The organism is Methylotenera sp. E1MeOHC1 (assembly GCF_058745595.1).
Genome location: NZ_CP196025.1, coordinates 1267785 through 1282278 on the forward strand (window position 1 = coordinate 1267785; position 14494 = coordinate 1282278).

Here is a 14494-nt window from a genome sequence, read left to right on the forward strand (position 1 = left end):
AATTTATTCCTCAATAAATGGGTAGTCGGTGTAGCCTTTTTCAGCGCCACCGTAAAATGATGATGAATCCGCTTCATTTAGTGGCGCATCTAGTTTAAAGCGCGCGACTAAATCAGGATTTGCAATAAATGGTACACCATATGCCACTACATCTGCATGACCATTTGCAATCACTGCATTGCCTCGCGCTTTATCGTAAGCTAAATTAGCCATGTAACCGCCTTTAAATAGCTTGCGTAACGCATCAAAGTCAAACGGATCAGATAAACCACCACCGTGAATACCCCCCTCTACCACGTGTAAATAGGCAAGGTTAAATTGATTCAGTGCTTCTGCCACATAATTAAACAGCGCTTGCGGGTTACTGTCTTGCATATCGTTAAATGGATTAACAGGCGAAATACGCACACCAACTTTATCTGCACCGGCTGCATCCACCACAGCCTTAGTTACTTCTAATAGAAATCGTGCGCGGTTTTCAACACTACCGCCGTACTGATCTGTGCGCTTGTTAGTACCATCACGCAGGAACTGGTCCAATAAATAACCGTTAGCCGCATGTATCTCTACACCATCAAACCCTGCGGCCAACGCAGCTTTCGTTGCATGCACATAATCAGCAATGATACCTGGCAGCTCGCTTAGCGCCAATGCGCGCGGCTCTACATAATCTACCAAACCTTGGTAAGTAAATGCCTGCCCTGCTGGCTTAATGGCAGATGGCGCAACTGGAAGTGCACCTTCCGGCAGCAGGCTAGGATGGGAGATACGGCCTACGTGCCAGATCTGAATCACAATCTTGCCGCCTTTGGCGTGCACTGCATCGGTAATCTTCTTCCATCCGGCAACTTGTGCGTCGGTATAAATACCGGGCAATGCTGGGTAGCCGTGCGCCATGGCCGAAATTGGTGTTGCTTCAGTGACAATCAGCCCAGCGCTGGCACGCTGCTCGTAATAAGTCACGTTCAAAGGCTGAGGCACACCCTGCGCCCCTGCTCTATTACGCGTAAGCGGTGCCATAACAATACGGTTGCGCAGTGGGATACTGCCCAGTTTTACTGGGCTAAATAGATCTAATGCCATGCTTTACTCCTAACTAATGTTTAATGTCTCAATTATTTTTTTGGCTTATCGGCAGCGGGTTTCACCGCTTCGATCAATAAGGTAATCTCAATATCATCACCGACTGGGCTATTGGGCTTAACACCCCAGCCAAAGCCATAATCAGATGCCTTCAGTGAGGTTTTTGCCTCAAAACCACTACGCTCGCCACCCCAAGGGTCGTTACCAAAACCTAGTACTTTAAATGGCAAAGAAATTTCTTTAGTTACACCATGCATGGTGAACTTACCAGTCATCACACCTTCGGTTGCGCTTTTGGCCTCAATTTTGGTGCTCACAAAACTCATCTCAGCAAACTTTTCTGTATCCAGATAATCTTTCTCTTTAATGTGCGCGTCACGCTTGGCCAGCCCGCTATTTACGCTCAGCACATTAATTTTAGCGTCTACCGATGAGTTGGCTAAGTTATCCGCATCAATCAAAATATTGCCAGTAATCTCATTAAAAGTACCGGATGCCTTTGCTACCACGTGACGTACGCTCCAGTTAGCAAAGCTATGTGCTGCGTCAATTTTATAAGCAACTGGTGCCGCAATCGCTGCACTTATTCCTGAAAATAGCGCCCATAGTAATAATGCAGTCGTTTTTAAATGTACGTATTTCATCTGTCATCCTTTTTTTGAACTTAGTTTGTTATCACAATATTTACTTACAACAACTACCTTATTGATGTTCAATACCACTTAAGCCCAGACCTGCTTTCAGTCTAAAGATTCACATTAACACCACGTTAATGTTGTACGACCTACTAAATATTCAAGTTAATTGAATAATTAACAGCATGTTATTACTAATATCTTTATACTAATAGCTAATAATTTTGCATGTTTTGTTCAAATAATCTGACTAAGATTGATTACCAATTATGTCCACTAAACTATCGTTAGAGTCACTTGAGGTATTAGATGCTATCGCACGTAAAGGTAGCTTTGCTGCCGCCGCAGAATCCCTATTTCGCGTACCTTCTGCAGTTACCTATACAGTAAGGAAACTGGAAGAGGACTTAAACGTTCAGCTCTTTAACCGCAGCGGGCACCGGGCGGAGCTAACTTTAGCCGGCACAGAGCTACTTAAAGAGGGGCGAAACCTGCTCAATGCCGCCAGCGAGTTAGAGTCACGGGTTAAACGTGTAGCAAAAGGCGTAGAAACCGAACTGACCATCGCAGTGAGTGATTTGTTTGACATCACCAGTATTTACCCGATATTAGATAAATTTTATAACCAGAATTTCGGCACCAGAATCAAACTGACACAAGAAGTATTTGGTGGCGGCTGGGATGCACTGATTAGTGGCCGCGCTGATATCACGTTAGGCAGCCCCGGCGACGCCCCGCCGGTCAATGGCTTTACGACAAAACCAATCGGCTTGCTGGAGTTTAGTTATGCAGTTTCTCCACACCACCCGCTGGCCAAACTAACAGACCCGTTACAAGACCAGGACATTATTCGCCACCGTTCTATTTCTGCAGCGGATAGCTCACGCAACTTACCACCCAGAACTGCAGGCATTTTATCTGGGCAAGATGTGCTGACCCTACCCAGCATGCACTTCAAGCTACGCGCACAACTTGCAGGACTAGGGGCTGGTTATGTTCCAAGAAAGATTGCAGAGTATTATGCAAGCAAAGGTCAACTCATCATTAAACAAGTAGCCAAGCCAAAGCATGAAGTCATGATTTTTCTTGCTTGGCGCAATGATGGCGGCAAAGCGCAGCAGTGGTTTATTAAACAATTCCAATTACTGAACATAAATGATATTTTATTATCACCAGCACAATGAGAGACATTAAGATGTCACAAGAACAACTGCCAAAGAATTTCGCCCGCATCAACAACTTTGCCATCAAAGCCATGCAATGGCTTAACGGATTTGCACATATCATTATTGGCTTGGCGCTTGCCACTTCAGTCATTATGTTTACCTGGCTCTTTTTTAAAGACGTATTTGCAGCGGCTAATGCACATAACCTAGTACATGGCTTTCTACATGCACTTGGTACACTGATGCTGTTATGGTCGATTTCTGCACTCATCTCTGCAGAAATACGCTACCTACAAGGCAGCAAACTTCAGGTAGAAACCTTTGTTGAAGTTGTGCTCGTACTGTTCTTACGTAAACTCATCGTGATGCCTGTGCAGGACGCCTCGCCAACTACGGAAGAGATTGCAATATGGGTAGGTGGCGCCTTTGTTTTGGGCTTGGTTTACGTACTGGTGCGCTGGGCTCAAAAACAGCAAGACTAAGCATCAGCGACTGCCTAAACCAAAAATTATTAATCATATGACAACTAACAACGTAAATACGACCGAACAAGATCAAGCCTTCATGAACATCGCGCTAACTTTGGCAAAAGAAGCCGCCCTAGTCGGTGAAGTGCCAGTGGGCGCAATCGTAGTAAAAGATGGGATGATTATCGGGCGTGGCAGCAATGCGCCTATCACGCTACATGACCCAAGCGCACATGCTGAGATTCAGGCCATGCGCGATGCTGCACAGCACCTAGGCAACTATCGTTTAGTAGATTGCACGCTGTATGTCACACTGGAGCCATGTGCAATGTGTGCTGGTGCAATACAACACGCACGCATCGCCAAACTGGTGTATGGCGCCAGCGACCAAAAAACAGGCGCCTGCGGCAGCGTAGTCAACCTGATGGCTGAGCAAAAGCTTAACCACCATACTACGGTTACCAGTGGCTTACTGGCAGACGAATGCGGCATGATGCTATCTAACTTCTTTTCTGAACGACGCAAACTAGCAAAACTGCAGCGCCAATAAAACCCCCGCCGAAGCGGGTTTTTAAAATCTAAACGTATGTACTAACGCAATACGTGATTAGTCGTTACTGCCCATCAAGCCCATTAACAACTGCAACAAACTAGTGAACAAGTTATAAATGCTTAAGTACAAACCTAATGTTGCCATCACGTAGTTGGTTTCACCACCGTTAACGATACGGCTAACGTCATATAAAATAAAACCTGAAAACAGAATCACGCCAACTGCAGACATCGCAAGCGCCATTGCCGGAATTTGTAAAAAGATATTAGCCAATGAAGCAACAATCATTAATACAATACCCACCATTAAGAACTTGCCCATAAAGCTAAAGTCTTTTTTGGTAGTGGTAGCAATACCTGCCAAAGTCATTAAGATGATGCCAGTACCGCCAGCTGCCAAGCCAACGATTTGCGCGCCATTACTTAAATGCAATGCATGCTGCAGGATTGGGCCAAGCAACATACCAAGCAAGAATGTTAGGCCTAATAAAATCACCACGCCTACACTACTGTTACGGTTAGCAGCAATCGCTGCAAACAAGCCGTACATTACTGCCATTGCGCCAATCGCGAACATAAATGGATGCTGTTGTGCAATAGAAAAATTAATACTCATACCAATAAATGCACCAATCACTGTTGGAATCATGGTCAAACCCAACAACGCGTATGTATTACGCAGAACTCGATTAGTAGCTAACTCGGTCGATTCTGAGCGACCTAGTACTGGAGTGTTATCTAACATTGTTTATTTCCTTATAATTAAAAATACACCTGAAGCTAAGATACCGATTTACGCATTAAGTTTCAAGGCTTTTGTTAAGCGAACAATTCACCTTCTACAATACCCACTTGCGCCACTTGGTGTAGCGCACGCACGAAATCTGCGCTTTCATGCAATGCATCCATGGTTAACGGATGCTTATGTCCATGCATACGCGCTAAACGGCTCAGACTTTGTGCAGAAATAGTCCAGCTAAGGTTAGCTAACAGTTCATCAGCCATGGCGGGTTGATTGCACAGCAGCACCATATCACAGCCAGCAGTAAGTGCAGCCAATGCCCGCGTAGTTACATCACCGCCTGCTGTGGCGGCCTCCATGCTTAAGTCATCACTAAAAATTACGCCATTAAAGCCTAAGCGTTCACGCAGTATTTTCTGTAACCAGCGCGGTGAAAAACCAGCAGGTTTACTATCCACTTTAGGGTAAATTACATGCGCAGGCATAATTGCCTGAATGCCATCATCAATCAGCATTCTGAACGGCTGCATGTCGTGCTGTGCAATTTGGTCAAACTCACGCTCATCTACCGGCATACTGACGTGAGAGTCAGCCACCACAAAGCCATGCCCAGGGAAATGCTTACCTACTGCTGGCATCCCGCCTTTTTTCAAGCCTTGCATCAGTGCATAGGCTAGGTCGCTAATCGCTTGCGGGTTCAGATGAAACGCACGGTCGCCAATCACTAGACTATCGCCATAATCCATATCCAGCACTGGGGTAAAGCTAAAGTCCACGCCATGCGCACGCAACTCTGCGGCCAAAATCCAGCCGGCTTCTGTGGCTAACTCTTTAGCCTTTTTAGGATTTTTATCCCAAATTTTGCCAAATTCACGCATCGGCGGAATTTTAGTAAAGCCTTCTCTAAAACGCTGTACACGTCCGCCTTCGTGGTCCACCGCAATCAATAAAGGCGGTTGACGTACCGCATGAATGCTCGCAGTCAGCGCTTTAAGCTGTGCATTATTTTCATAATTACGTTTAAATAGAATCACACCACCGACTAGTGGGTGCTTTAAACGCCGAATGTCGTCATCGGTTAACTCTGTACCGACAACATCTATCATCACTGGACCTAAACTCATGCCATCTCTTTTCTTAATCGGGTTTTCTAACATCTAAGGCGTCACGTAAATAGTCTCCGCCTAGATTAATTGCTAAAATCAAACTCATCAAGCATCCACCTACAATCAACACGTAATGTGGTGCTATCAGCATATAACGTACTGCATCTCGCAACATCGCGCCCCAAGAGGCATCCGGTGCCTGAATCCCTAGCCCTAAGAACGACAAGCTGGCCTCGGCAATCATCACACTGGCTAAACTGTAAGTGGCTTCTACTACTAAAATTGAGGCTAATAGCGGCAAGATATGTCGAAACAGCAAGCGCGGCACACCCGCCCCCAATGACTCAGCGGCCAGCACGTGCTGGCGGTGACGTAAACTCAGGGTTTGCCCACGGGTCAGCCGTGCGTAGCTCACCCAGCCAGTTAAGCACAGCGCTATCATTAAATTACCTAGCCCTGGCCCCAGCACCGCGGCAAAAGCAATCGCTAATAAAATGCCGGGAAACGCCAAAAAAATATCGGTAATATGCATCAATATTGCATCTACCCTGCCGCCGTAAAAGCCAGCAAGCAAGCCGACAAACACGCCTATCGCCATGGTCACAGCGGTAACAACCAGCGCCACCCAAAGAGACACCTCAACACCACTTAACACTCGTGCAAAAATATCGCGCCCCAAATCATCGGCACCAAACCAATGCTGCATAGTCGGCGCTTGTAAAATCACATTAAGATCAATCGCATTGGCATCAAACTGAAGTAAATTGTTCGCTAGTACGGCAATCAGCCAAAGCGCTAAAATCGAATAAGAAAGAAATTTCATCGAATCAACTTACCCTTTAGTTCTGCTATGCATGGCGTACTCTAGGGTCGGCTAGTCTATATAAGATATCGGTAACCAGATTCACCAGCACGTAACTTAATGCCACAATCAGCACACATGCCTGCGTAACAGGATAATCACGCTTTTCTATACTCTCCACCAATAAGCGGCCAATACCATCCCAGCTAAAGATAGTTTCAGTAATCACTGTACCGGCAAGCAAGCTTCCCATCTGCAAACCCACAATGGTAATAATCGGCAATAACGCAGCGCGCAAGGCATGGCGCAAAATCACGGTTTGCTCACTTAAGCCTTTGGCACGCGCAGTGCGAATATAATCATCGTTTAACACCTCCAGTAAGCTGGTGCGCGTCATCCGCGTTAAAATAGCGCTTAGACCAAACCCTAAGGTAATGGCTGGCAAAATAATGGATATGCCTGAGTCCATACCACTCACTGGCAACCAGCCTAGCCACACTGCAAAAATCAGCATCAGCACTGGCCCCAGCCAAAACGCAGGCATTGCAGATAAACGCACAGAAACGATAGTCACCACAAAGTCTTGCCAGTGCCCAGCTTTAAGTGCCGCAAATACGCCCAGCGGCACACCGATCACAATACCGATCAGCAAAGACAGCAATGCCAACTTTAAGGTAGCAGGATAGCGCGCCTTGATTAACTCAATAATCGGTGTGTGCGTATGTATGGACTGCCCTAAGTCACCCTGCATAAGCTTTGCCACATAGTGACCAAACTGCTGAATCAGCGGCTGGTTTAGCCCTAAGTCTGCACGCAAGGCTGTGCGATCCGCCATATTTGCAGATTCGCCCAACATCACATCGACAGGGTCACCCGGCACCAGATGAATCAGTAAGAAAGTAAGCAGCAATACGCCAAAAATGACCGTCAACAGACTAGCTAAACGCTGGACAATACCCATCAGAACTTCTCGTTAAACCAATAAACATGGGTAACGAAAGACAACCCCACTAATCGTTTCTGGCAAGCTGTGATCAGTTCAACGCTCATGTGCATTAATCAGTAATCAGCACGTCGGTGCCAACTTCAACCAAATCGAATAGCTCGATGATATCCACGTTGCGCATACGGATGCACCCATGTGACTCGGGTTCGCCTAGCGCAACACTATCAGGTGTGCCATGGATATAAATATAACGCTGCATGGTATCTACATTACCTAAGCGGTTTTTGCCAACTTCACGGCCAGACAGCCACAAAATACGTGTCAGTATCCAGTCCCGGTCGGGGAACTCCGCCATCAATGCAGGAGTGCAAATTTCACCAGTGGGCCTACGCCCAACAAACACTGTATTCAGGGGTTGATGGCTACCAATCTTGGCGCGAACCACATGCACGCCGATAGGCGTGCAGCCGCTATTTTTCTCGCAGCCTACGCCATTCGCCGCACTGGAGATCACGTAGCTCGCTTTAACTGTGCCTAGCGCATCCAGCAACGTCAAACGCTGCTGCGAAATAGAAATATTAATCTGCATAAGCGCTTATTGTAGCTAAATCATCCCAATTACCATCTGGTTTTGGCGCGTAGTTGCTAATTTTTTTATTCAGCACGGCAAACTGCCCTTCATACCATAGCGGAATATACGGTAACTGCTCGTGTACTCGTTGCGTAGCGCCCTGCCAATCTTCTTTGTCTAGCAGGCTATCCAATCTCATATCAGAGAATCTGCCGCGATTAAATCCATTAGGTGGCACGCTATTGGTATTAAACGCCTTAGCGTAAATTTCAGGGGTTTTAATGCCAACCCAAGTTAAGCCGTATAACTGAAAGTTACCATGCTGCACATCTTCAAAGAAGGTACCCCAGTCTAAGCTACGAATTTCCAGCGCTATGCCTGCCGCGCGCATCTGCGCTTGCAGTATCGTTGCAATCCGCACGCGCTGTGCATCGGTAGAGGTTTTATAAACTAACTTTAGCGGCAGGCTGACCCCAGCCTCGCGGAGAAGCTGCTTAGCTAACGCGGGGTTGTAATCATATGCAGCCAAGTTAGCATTGCCGGCATAATGCTCAGGCGGCAAAATCGCACCCGCAAGACGGGTGTGGCTAACCATCACCTTTTCAATCAATGCAGGGCGATCAATAGCATGCGCAATGGCTTGCCTTACTTTAATCTTACTTAATACCGGGTCTTGCGTGTTTAAACCTAAATATGAGTAGTTCACACCGACACTGGTCTTTACCGTGACTTCAGGCTTAGTTTGCAAGTACTTTACCAACTCCGCCGGCAGCTCGCCCTGCAGTAAGTCAGTCTCGCCACGCAGTAGCTTCAGCACGCGCACAGTCGGGTCTTTGACTTCACTGAGTGTGACAACTTGGTCATCTGCAACTCTACGCAACACCAATTTGTTATTTTTCTCAACAAACGCCAGCGGCCCATTCCCTATTGGATAGCGCGCAAAATCATGCTGCTGCTCAAGTAGCGGTTTGGGCATAATGCCAATAATCAACTTAGCTGCAAAGTGCGGGTCCGGCTGTTTAAGATAAAAAGTTAAGCGATCTTCATCATGCACCACGATATTTTGAATATTGGCATACTCAGCACTCAGCGGAGAATTTGCCAATTGCGTGATGGCGTCATAAGTGGCTTTTACATCCGCCGCATTGAGCGGTAACTGGTTATGAAATGGCGCACGCGGAGATTTTAAAGTAATGAGGTATTCCGTAGTGCTCACCATCTGCCATGTGGCAAGCTTAGGGCTGGGCTTAAAGTGCTGATCAAAATCCACTAGGGGTTGATAAATCAAACGAATCACACGTTCGGAAGCAGCGTCTGTAGCAACCCGCGGATCTAAACTCAATGGTGCTTGAGATAGCGCAAAATGAATAGGCTGACGGGCATTTTCATGTTTATCTTCATGCTTGCTTTCAAGCCCGCAAGCACTAAGCTGCAAAAAGCAAATTAGCAATAAAACGTTAAAAAATCTCATGCGTATCAGTTTACTTGATTTACAAAAATTAGGATTCAAGCGAATGCTAAAAACGCAGACTTTATGTACGGATATTCAGAAAATAATTAATTTTTAGACCTTCAATCACCGCCGATTTGATTTGCATCAAATGCCATTGCCTCAAGCTGCGACAAAATGCCACGTGTAAAACTAGCACTAAATTATTAATGGCACTTTTAATAGCATCTTAAAAAGCACTTTGGGGGAGAACTAAATGCAAGTCTCGCATTCGCAATCAAACACGTACAACGACTCAGTTGTACGGCAATTTTCTATCATGGCCGTGGTTTGGGGCGTGGTCGGCATGTTGGTGGGCGTGATTATCGCCGCACAACTTGTTTGGCCTGAACTTAACCTAGGCCTACCTTGGACCAGCTTTGGACGCTTGCGTCCACTACACACCAATGCAGTTATTTTTGCATTTGGCGGCTGTACTTTATTTGCTACCTCATATTATGTGGTGCAAAGAACCTGCCACACCACCCTATTTTTACCATCATTGGCTAAATTTACATTCTGGGGTTGGCAAGCAGTGATTGTAGCAGCGGCAATTTCATTACCTTTAGGTTTTACCCAAGGTAAAGAATACGCAGAGCTAGAGTGGCCAATTGACTTACTGATTGCCGTGGTTTGGGTTTCTTACGCGATTGTATTTTTTGGCACTATCGGTACACGTAAAGTAAAACACATTTATGTAGCCAACTGGTTTTTTGGTGCATTTATCCTAACGGTTGCTTTATTGCACATCGTCAACAGTGCTGCAATGCCTGCTAGCTGGATGAAATCATACTCAGCTTACGCTGGTGTACAAGATGCAATGGTGCAATGGTGGTATGGTCATAATGCGGTTGGTTTCTTCTTGACTGCCGGCTTCTTGGGCATTATGTACTACTTTATTCCTAAGCAAGCTGACCGTCCTGTGTATTCATACAGCTTATCTATCGTGCACTTTTGGGCATTGATTTTCACTTATATGTGGGCAGGCCCTCACCACTTACATTACACCGCTTTGCCTGACTGGACCCAATCATTAGGGATGGCGTTCTCATTGATTTTATTAGCACCAAGCTGGGGTGGCATGATTAACGGCATGATGACTTTATCTGGCGCATGGCACAAATTACGTACAGACCCTATCTTGCGCTTCTTAATCGTTTCATTGTCTTTCTACGGTATGAGTACGTTTGAAGGCCCAATGATGGCGATTAAAACCGTTAACTCACTTTCACACTACACAGACTGGACAGTGGGCCACGTGCACTCAGGTGCTTTAGGCTGGGTTGGTCTGGTTTCTATGGGTGCGCTCTACTACATGGTGCCACGCTTGTTTGGTCAAAAACAAATGCACAGCATCAAGGCGATTGAGCTGCACTTCTGGCTGGCAACAGTGGGCATTGTGCTTTACATCGCAGCGCTTTGGATTTCTGGCGTGATGGAAGGCTTAATGTGGCGTGCTATCAACACTGACGGCACATTGACTTACACCTTTGTTGAATCAGTGAAAGCCAAACATCCTTACTACATTATCCGTATGTTGGGCGGCCTACTATACCTCAGCGGCATGACCATCATGTTGTGGAACGTTATTAAAACAGCAACCAATGGCAAAGCTGCTACGGCGACCATTCCTGCCGTTGCTGCTCACGCTTAAGGAAACAATCATGTCAAATCAAGATACAAATACTGGCTTCAGCCACGAAAAAATTGAGACCAACAACTTCCTGATGATCATACTGATCTTGGTGGTGGTTGCCTTTGGTGGCTTGGTGGAAATTGTACCGTTGTTCTTTCAAAAGTCTACCACAGAACCTATCAAGGGTTTAGAGCCGTACTCAGCGGTACAACTGGCCGGCAGGGACATTTACATTCGTGAGGGCTGCTACAACTGCCACTCACAAATGATTCGTCCGTTCCGTGCCGAAACCTTGCGTTACGGCCACTACTCAGTGGCTGGTGAGTTTGTTTATGACCACCCATTCCAATGGGGTAGCAAACGTACTGGCCCAGATTTGCACCGTGTTGGCGGTAAATATAGCGATGAATGGCAACGCATACATTTAATCAACCCACGCGACTTAGTGCCGGAATCTATCATGCCAGCCTACCCTTGGCTTGAAACCAACAAAGTGGACGCAAACTCGCTAGCGCCTAATATGCGCGCATTGCGTGCAGTGGGTGTGCCATACACCGATGCACAAATTTCCAGCGCAGCGGACGAAGCAAAAGGCGTTTCAGAGTTAGATGCAGTGATTGCCTATTTGCAAGTATTAGGCACGCACCTTAAATAGTCTAAAAACTTTAATGAATAAGGAGCAATACCATGGATATCAATACGTTACGAATTATTGCCACGATTGCTAGCTTTGCCGTGTTTCTCGGCATCATGGGTTGGGCTTGGAAACGACGCAATACATCAGAATTTAAAGATGCAGCTAACCTGCCCTTTACTCATGATTAAAGTTTAAACGTCTAAATAAAAACTTTTTAAAACTTCATCATAGAAGTTTAGAGGAAAACAAAATGAGTGACTTTACCAATAGTTTTTGGCCAATATTTATTACGGTAATCTCTTTGGCCGGCGTATTTGGTTGCGCATTATTACTATGGCTGACCAGCAAAATTAAAGCGAGCAGCCCCAATGGTGACAATACCAATGGCCATGTATGGGATGAAAACCTACGTGAAATGAACAACCCGTTACCACGCTGGTGGGTATGGATGTTTATTATCACCATCGTGTTCTCATTGTTTTACTTTTTATCTTATCCTTCACTGGGCGCTAATCCAGGCAAGCTAGGCTGGACACAAGCAAAACAATACGAGCAGGAAATGGCTGTTGCCAACGCAAAAATCGCCCCGCTTTATGCAAAATTTGCGGCAATGCCGATTGACCAGTTAGCCAATAACAAAGAAGCCAAAGCCATCGGCGAACGCTTGTTTATGAACAACTGCGCGCAATGCCACGGCTCTGATGCACACGGTAGCAAAGGCTTTCCTAACTTAACGGATAACGATTGGATTCATGGCGGCAGCCCTGAAAAAATCACCGAAACCATCACCAATGGCCGTATTGGCATGATGCCGCCAATGGCAGCCGCCGTAGGCAATGAAGAAGACGTAAAAAATGTTGCCAACTATGTACTGAGCATTTCAGGTAACAAACATGACAGTGCACGCTCTGCATTAGGTAAAGAGAAGTTTGCAGCTTGTGCTGCCTGCCATGGTGCAGAGGGTAAAGGCAACCAGGCGATTGGCTCGCTTAACTTAACAGACGGTATCTGGCTGCATGGTGCTGGTGAAGAGGCGATTATTAAACGCATTAACCATGGCATTACCAACCAAATGCCAGCACAGTCAGCTAAGTTCTCACCTGAGCAAATTCATGTATTAACGGCTTATGTGTGGGGCTTATCTAACAACACTAATCATCAATAACGGCATTATTTATTCACATGAAAAGTGCAACCAACCCGAAGGACTCAGCAGGTGCAAATGCGCCTAAAGAGGCGACTGTGATTCATTTGTATGCTGCGGCGGAGAAAATCTATCCGCGCAGCACCTTCGGGTTTTTTACTAAATGGCGCTGGGCCATGATATGGCTCACCCAAATTGTTTTTTACGGCATGCCCTGGTTAGAATGGGGTAACCGCCAAGCCTTATTATTTGATTTAGAAGCCAAACGCTTTTATATCTTTAATTTCGTGCTCTACCCGCAAGACCTGATTTACCTCACTGCAATTCTGATTATCGCCGCACTATCATTGTTTCTGTTTACAGCGATTGCTGGCCGCCTATGGTGTGGCTACGCCTGCCCACAAACGGTTTATACCGAGATGTTTCTGTGGATTGAAGCAAAAATTGAAGGCGACCGTGCCGCCCGCATCAAGTTAGATAACGCAGCTTTATCAAGCCGCAAGCTGCTCAAAAAAGGCAGCAAACATTTTGTATGGATAGCGCTGTCACTATGGACAGGCTTCACCTTTGTTGGATACTTTTCCCCCATCCGTGAGTTAGGCTCTGCCGTTGTTAACCTAGGCCTAGGGCCGTGGGAAACATTCTGGATTGGATTTTACGGCTTTGCCACTTATGGCAATGCCGGCTTTATGCGTGAGCAAGTGTGTAAATATATGTGCCCTTACGCCCGCTTTCAAAGCGCAATGTTCGATGATGACACCCTAGTAGTCACTTACGATGAAGCACGCGGCGAGCCTCGTGGCAGCCGCTCACGCAAAGCGGATTTAACCAATCAAAACTTAGGTTCATGTATCGATTGCAGCATGTGTGTACAAGTATGCCCTACCGGCATTGATATACGTAAAGGCTTACAGTACGAGTGCATTGGCTGCGGTGCGTGCGCTGACGTATGCGACACTGTGATGGACAAGATGGGCTATGCCCGCGGCCTAATCAAATACTCTACACAGACCGCTATCGTTAAAGGCTGGTCACATACACAGATGCTAAAACGTATTTTGCGCCCACGTGTGATGATTTATGCGGCAGCGCTAGTGCTGCTGGTGATAACGTTATGCACCAGCTTATGGCTACGAGCACCATTTAAAGTAGATGTGATTCGCGACCGTGGCGTCATGGCGCGCCTAGCTGAAGGCGGCATGCTGGAAAATGTATACCGCCTGCAGATTATGAACGCCACCGAATCTGCACAGCACTATCAATTAAGCGCCACTGGGCTAGATGGTCTTGTGGTGCAGTCTGATGTACTTGATGCCAACCATACTGTAGTGGTCAATGCAGCTGAGACTCGCGGAGTACCAGTAAGACTGCAAATTCCAGATGGTTCAGTCAAATCTGGGTCACATGCAGTGACATTCAGCATCCATGCGGTAGAGGATGACGCCACCGTTACAGAAAAATCAATATTCCTAGTCCCTAGATAATGCACATCGCAATAACACATGTTATTTACAGCAA

16 protein-coding genes are annotated in these 14494 nt (G+C 46.3%); 8 read left to right on the plus strand and 8 right to left on the minus strand.

All coding sequences use genetic code 11. From position 1 onward, the window contains the following. Positions 1 to 3: 3 nt before the first annotated feature. Both ACSSU7_RS05715 and ACSSU7_RS05720 read right to left on the minus strand, forming a co-directional pair. Positions 4 to 1083, minus strand: coding sequence for an alkene reductase (locus tag ACSSU7_RS05715; RefSeq protein ID WP_492517744.1), 1080 nt, complete (start codon positions 1081 to 1083; stop codon positions 4 to 6). 32 nt (positions 1084 to 1115) lie between these two features. Beyond that, positions 1116 to 1727: a YceI family protein gene (locus tag ACSSU7_RS05720; protein ID WP_492517745.1), complete on the minus strand. Its 612-nt coding sequence runs from the start codon at positions 1725 to 1727 to the stop codon at positions 1116 to 1118. A gap of 260 nt (positions 1728 to 1987) precedes the next feature. Here ACSSU7_RS05720 and ACSSU7_RS05725 point away from each other — a divergent pair, with 260 nt between their 5' ends. Genes ACSSU7_RS05725 through tadA form a run of 3 tightly spaced genes read left to right on the plus strand, consistent with a single transcriptional unit; the run spans position 1988 to position 3901 of the window. Then, positions 1988 to 2902, plus strand: coding sequence for a LysR family transcriptional regulator (locus ACSSU7_RS05725; protein ID WP_492517746.1), 915 nt, complete (start codon positions 1988 to 1990; stop codon positions 2900 to 2902). 11 nt (positions 2903 to 2913) lie between these two features. Then, a complete protein-coding gene (locus tag ACSSU7_RS05730) occupies positions 2914 to 3366 on the plus strand; it encodes a phosphate-starvation-inducible PsiE family protein (protein ID WP_492517747.1) in 453 nt (150 codons plus the stop codon). 37 nt (positions 3367 to 3403) lie between these two features. Then, on the plus strand, positions 3404 to 3901 hold the full coding sequence (tadA, locus tag ACSSU7_RS05735; protein WP_492517748.1) for a tRNA adenosine(34) deaminase TadA: 498 nt from the start codon (positions 3404 to 3406) through the stop codon (positions 3899 to 3901). Between the two features lie 57 nt (positions 3902 to 3958). Here tadA and ACSSU7_RS05740 read toward each other — a convergent pair whose 3' ends face one another. The 6 genes from ACSSU7_RS05740 to ACSSU7_RS05765 all read right to left on the minus strand — a co-directional run bounded on the left by ACSSU7_RS05740 (position 3959) and on the right by ACSSU7_RS05765 (position 9541). Then, positions 3959 to 4648 (minus strand): Bax inhibitor-1/YccA family protein, encoded by a 690-nt coding sequence (locus tag ACSSU7_RS05740; RefSeq protein ID WP_492517749.1) that lies wholly within the window; start codon positions 4646 to 4648, stop codon positions 3959 to 3961. A 74-nt stretch (positions 4649 to 4722) separates the two neighbouring features. Beyond that, positions 4723 to 5769, minus strand: a complete 1047-nt coding sequence (gene nagZ, locus ACSSU7_RS05745; RefSeq protein WP_492517750.1) for a beta-N-acetylhexosaminidase — start codon at positions 5767 to 5769, stop codon at positions 4723 to 4725. A gap of 13 nt (positions 5770 to 5782) precedes the next feature. Further along, a complete protein-coding gene (locus tag ACSSU7_RS05750; RefSeq protein ID WP_492517751.1) occupies positions 5783 to 6574 on the minus strand; it encodes an ABC transporter permease in 792 nt (263 codons plus the stop codon). 25 nt (positions 6575 to 6599) lie between these two features. Beyond that, positions 6600 to 7514, minus strand: a complete 915-nt coding sequence (gene nikB, locus ACSSU7_RS05755; protein WP_492517752.1) for a nickel ABC transporter permease — start codon at positions 7512 to 7514, stop codon at positions 6600 to 6602. Positions 7515 to 7608: 94 nt separating this feature from the next. Next, on the minus strand, positions 7609 to 8088 hold the full coding sequence (locus ACSSU7_RS05760) for a L,D-transpeptidase family protein (protein ID WP_492517753.1): 480 nt from the start codon (positions 8086 to 8088) through the stop codon (positions 7609 to 7611). Continuing rightward, on the minus strand, positions 8078 to 9541 hold the full coding sequence (locus ACSSU7_RS05765) for an ABC transporter substrate-binding protein (RefSeq protein WP_492517754.1): 1464 nt from the start codon (positions 9539 to 9541) through the stop codon (positions 8078 to 8080). Before ACSSU7_RS05765 ends, ACSSU7_RS05760 begins: the two co-directional genes overlap by 11 nt. A 235-nt stretch (positions 9542 to 9776) precedes the next feature. Between ACSSU7_RS05765 and ccoN the strand changes: the two genes are divergently transcribed. The 5 genes from ccoN to ccoG all read left to right on the plus strand — a co-directional run bounded on the left by ccoN (position 9777) and on the right by ccoG (position 14460). Then, positions 9777 to 11213: a cytochrome-c oxidase, cbb3-type subunit I gene (gene ccoN / locus ACSSU7_RS05770; RefSeq protein WP_015831669.1), complete on the plus strand. Its 1437-nt coding sequence runs from the start codon at positions 9777 to 9779 to the stop codon at positions 11211 to 11213. 10 nt (positions 11214 to 11223) lie between these two features. Next, on the plus strand, positions 11224 to 11850 hold the full coding sequence (ccoO, locus tag ACSSU7_RS05775; protein ID WP_492517755.1) for a cytochrome-c oxidase, cbb3-type subunit II: 627 nt from the start codon (positions 11224 to 11226) through the stop codon (positions 11848 to 11850). A 32-nt stretch (positions 11851 to 11882) separates the two neighbouring features. Further along, positions 11883 to 12020, plus strand: a complete 138-nt coding sequence (locus tag ACSSU7_RS05780; protein ID WP_492517756.1) for a cbb3-type cytochrome oxidase subunit 3 — start codon at positions 11883 to 11885, stop codon at positions 12018 to 12020. 62 nt (positions 12021 to 12082) lie between these two features. After that, on the plus strand, positions 12083 to 12997 hold the full coding sequence (gene ccoP / locus ACSSU7_RS05785; protein ID WP_492515643.1) for a cytochrome-c oxidase, cbb3-type subunit III: 915 nt from the start codon (positions 12083 to 12085) through the stop codon (positions 12995 to 12997). A gap of 17 nt (positions 12998 to 13014) precedes the next feature. Further along, a complete protein-coding gene (ccoG, locus tag ACSSU7_RS05790; protein WP_492515644.1) occupies positions 13015 to 14460 on the plus strand; it encodes a cytochrome c oxidase accessory protein CcoG in 1446 nt (481 codons plus the stop codon). The last annotated feature ends 34 nt before the right edge of the window (positions 14461 to 14494 follow it).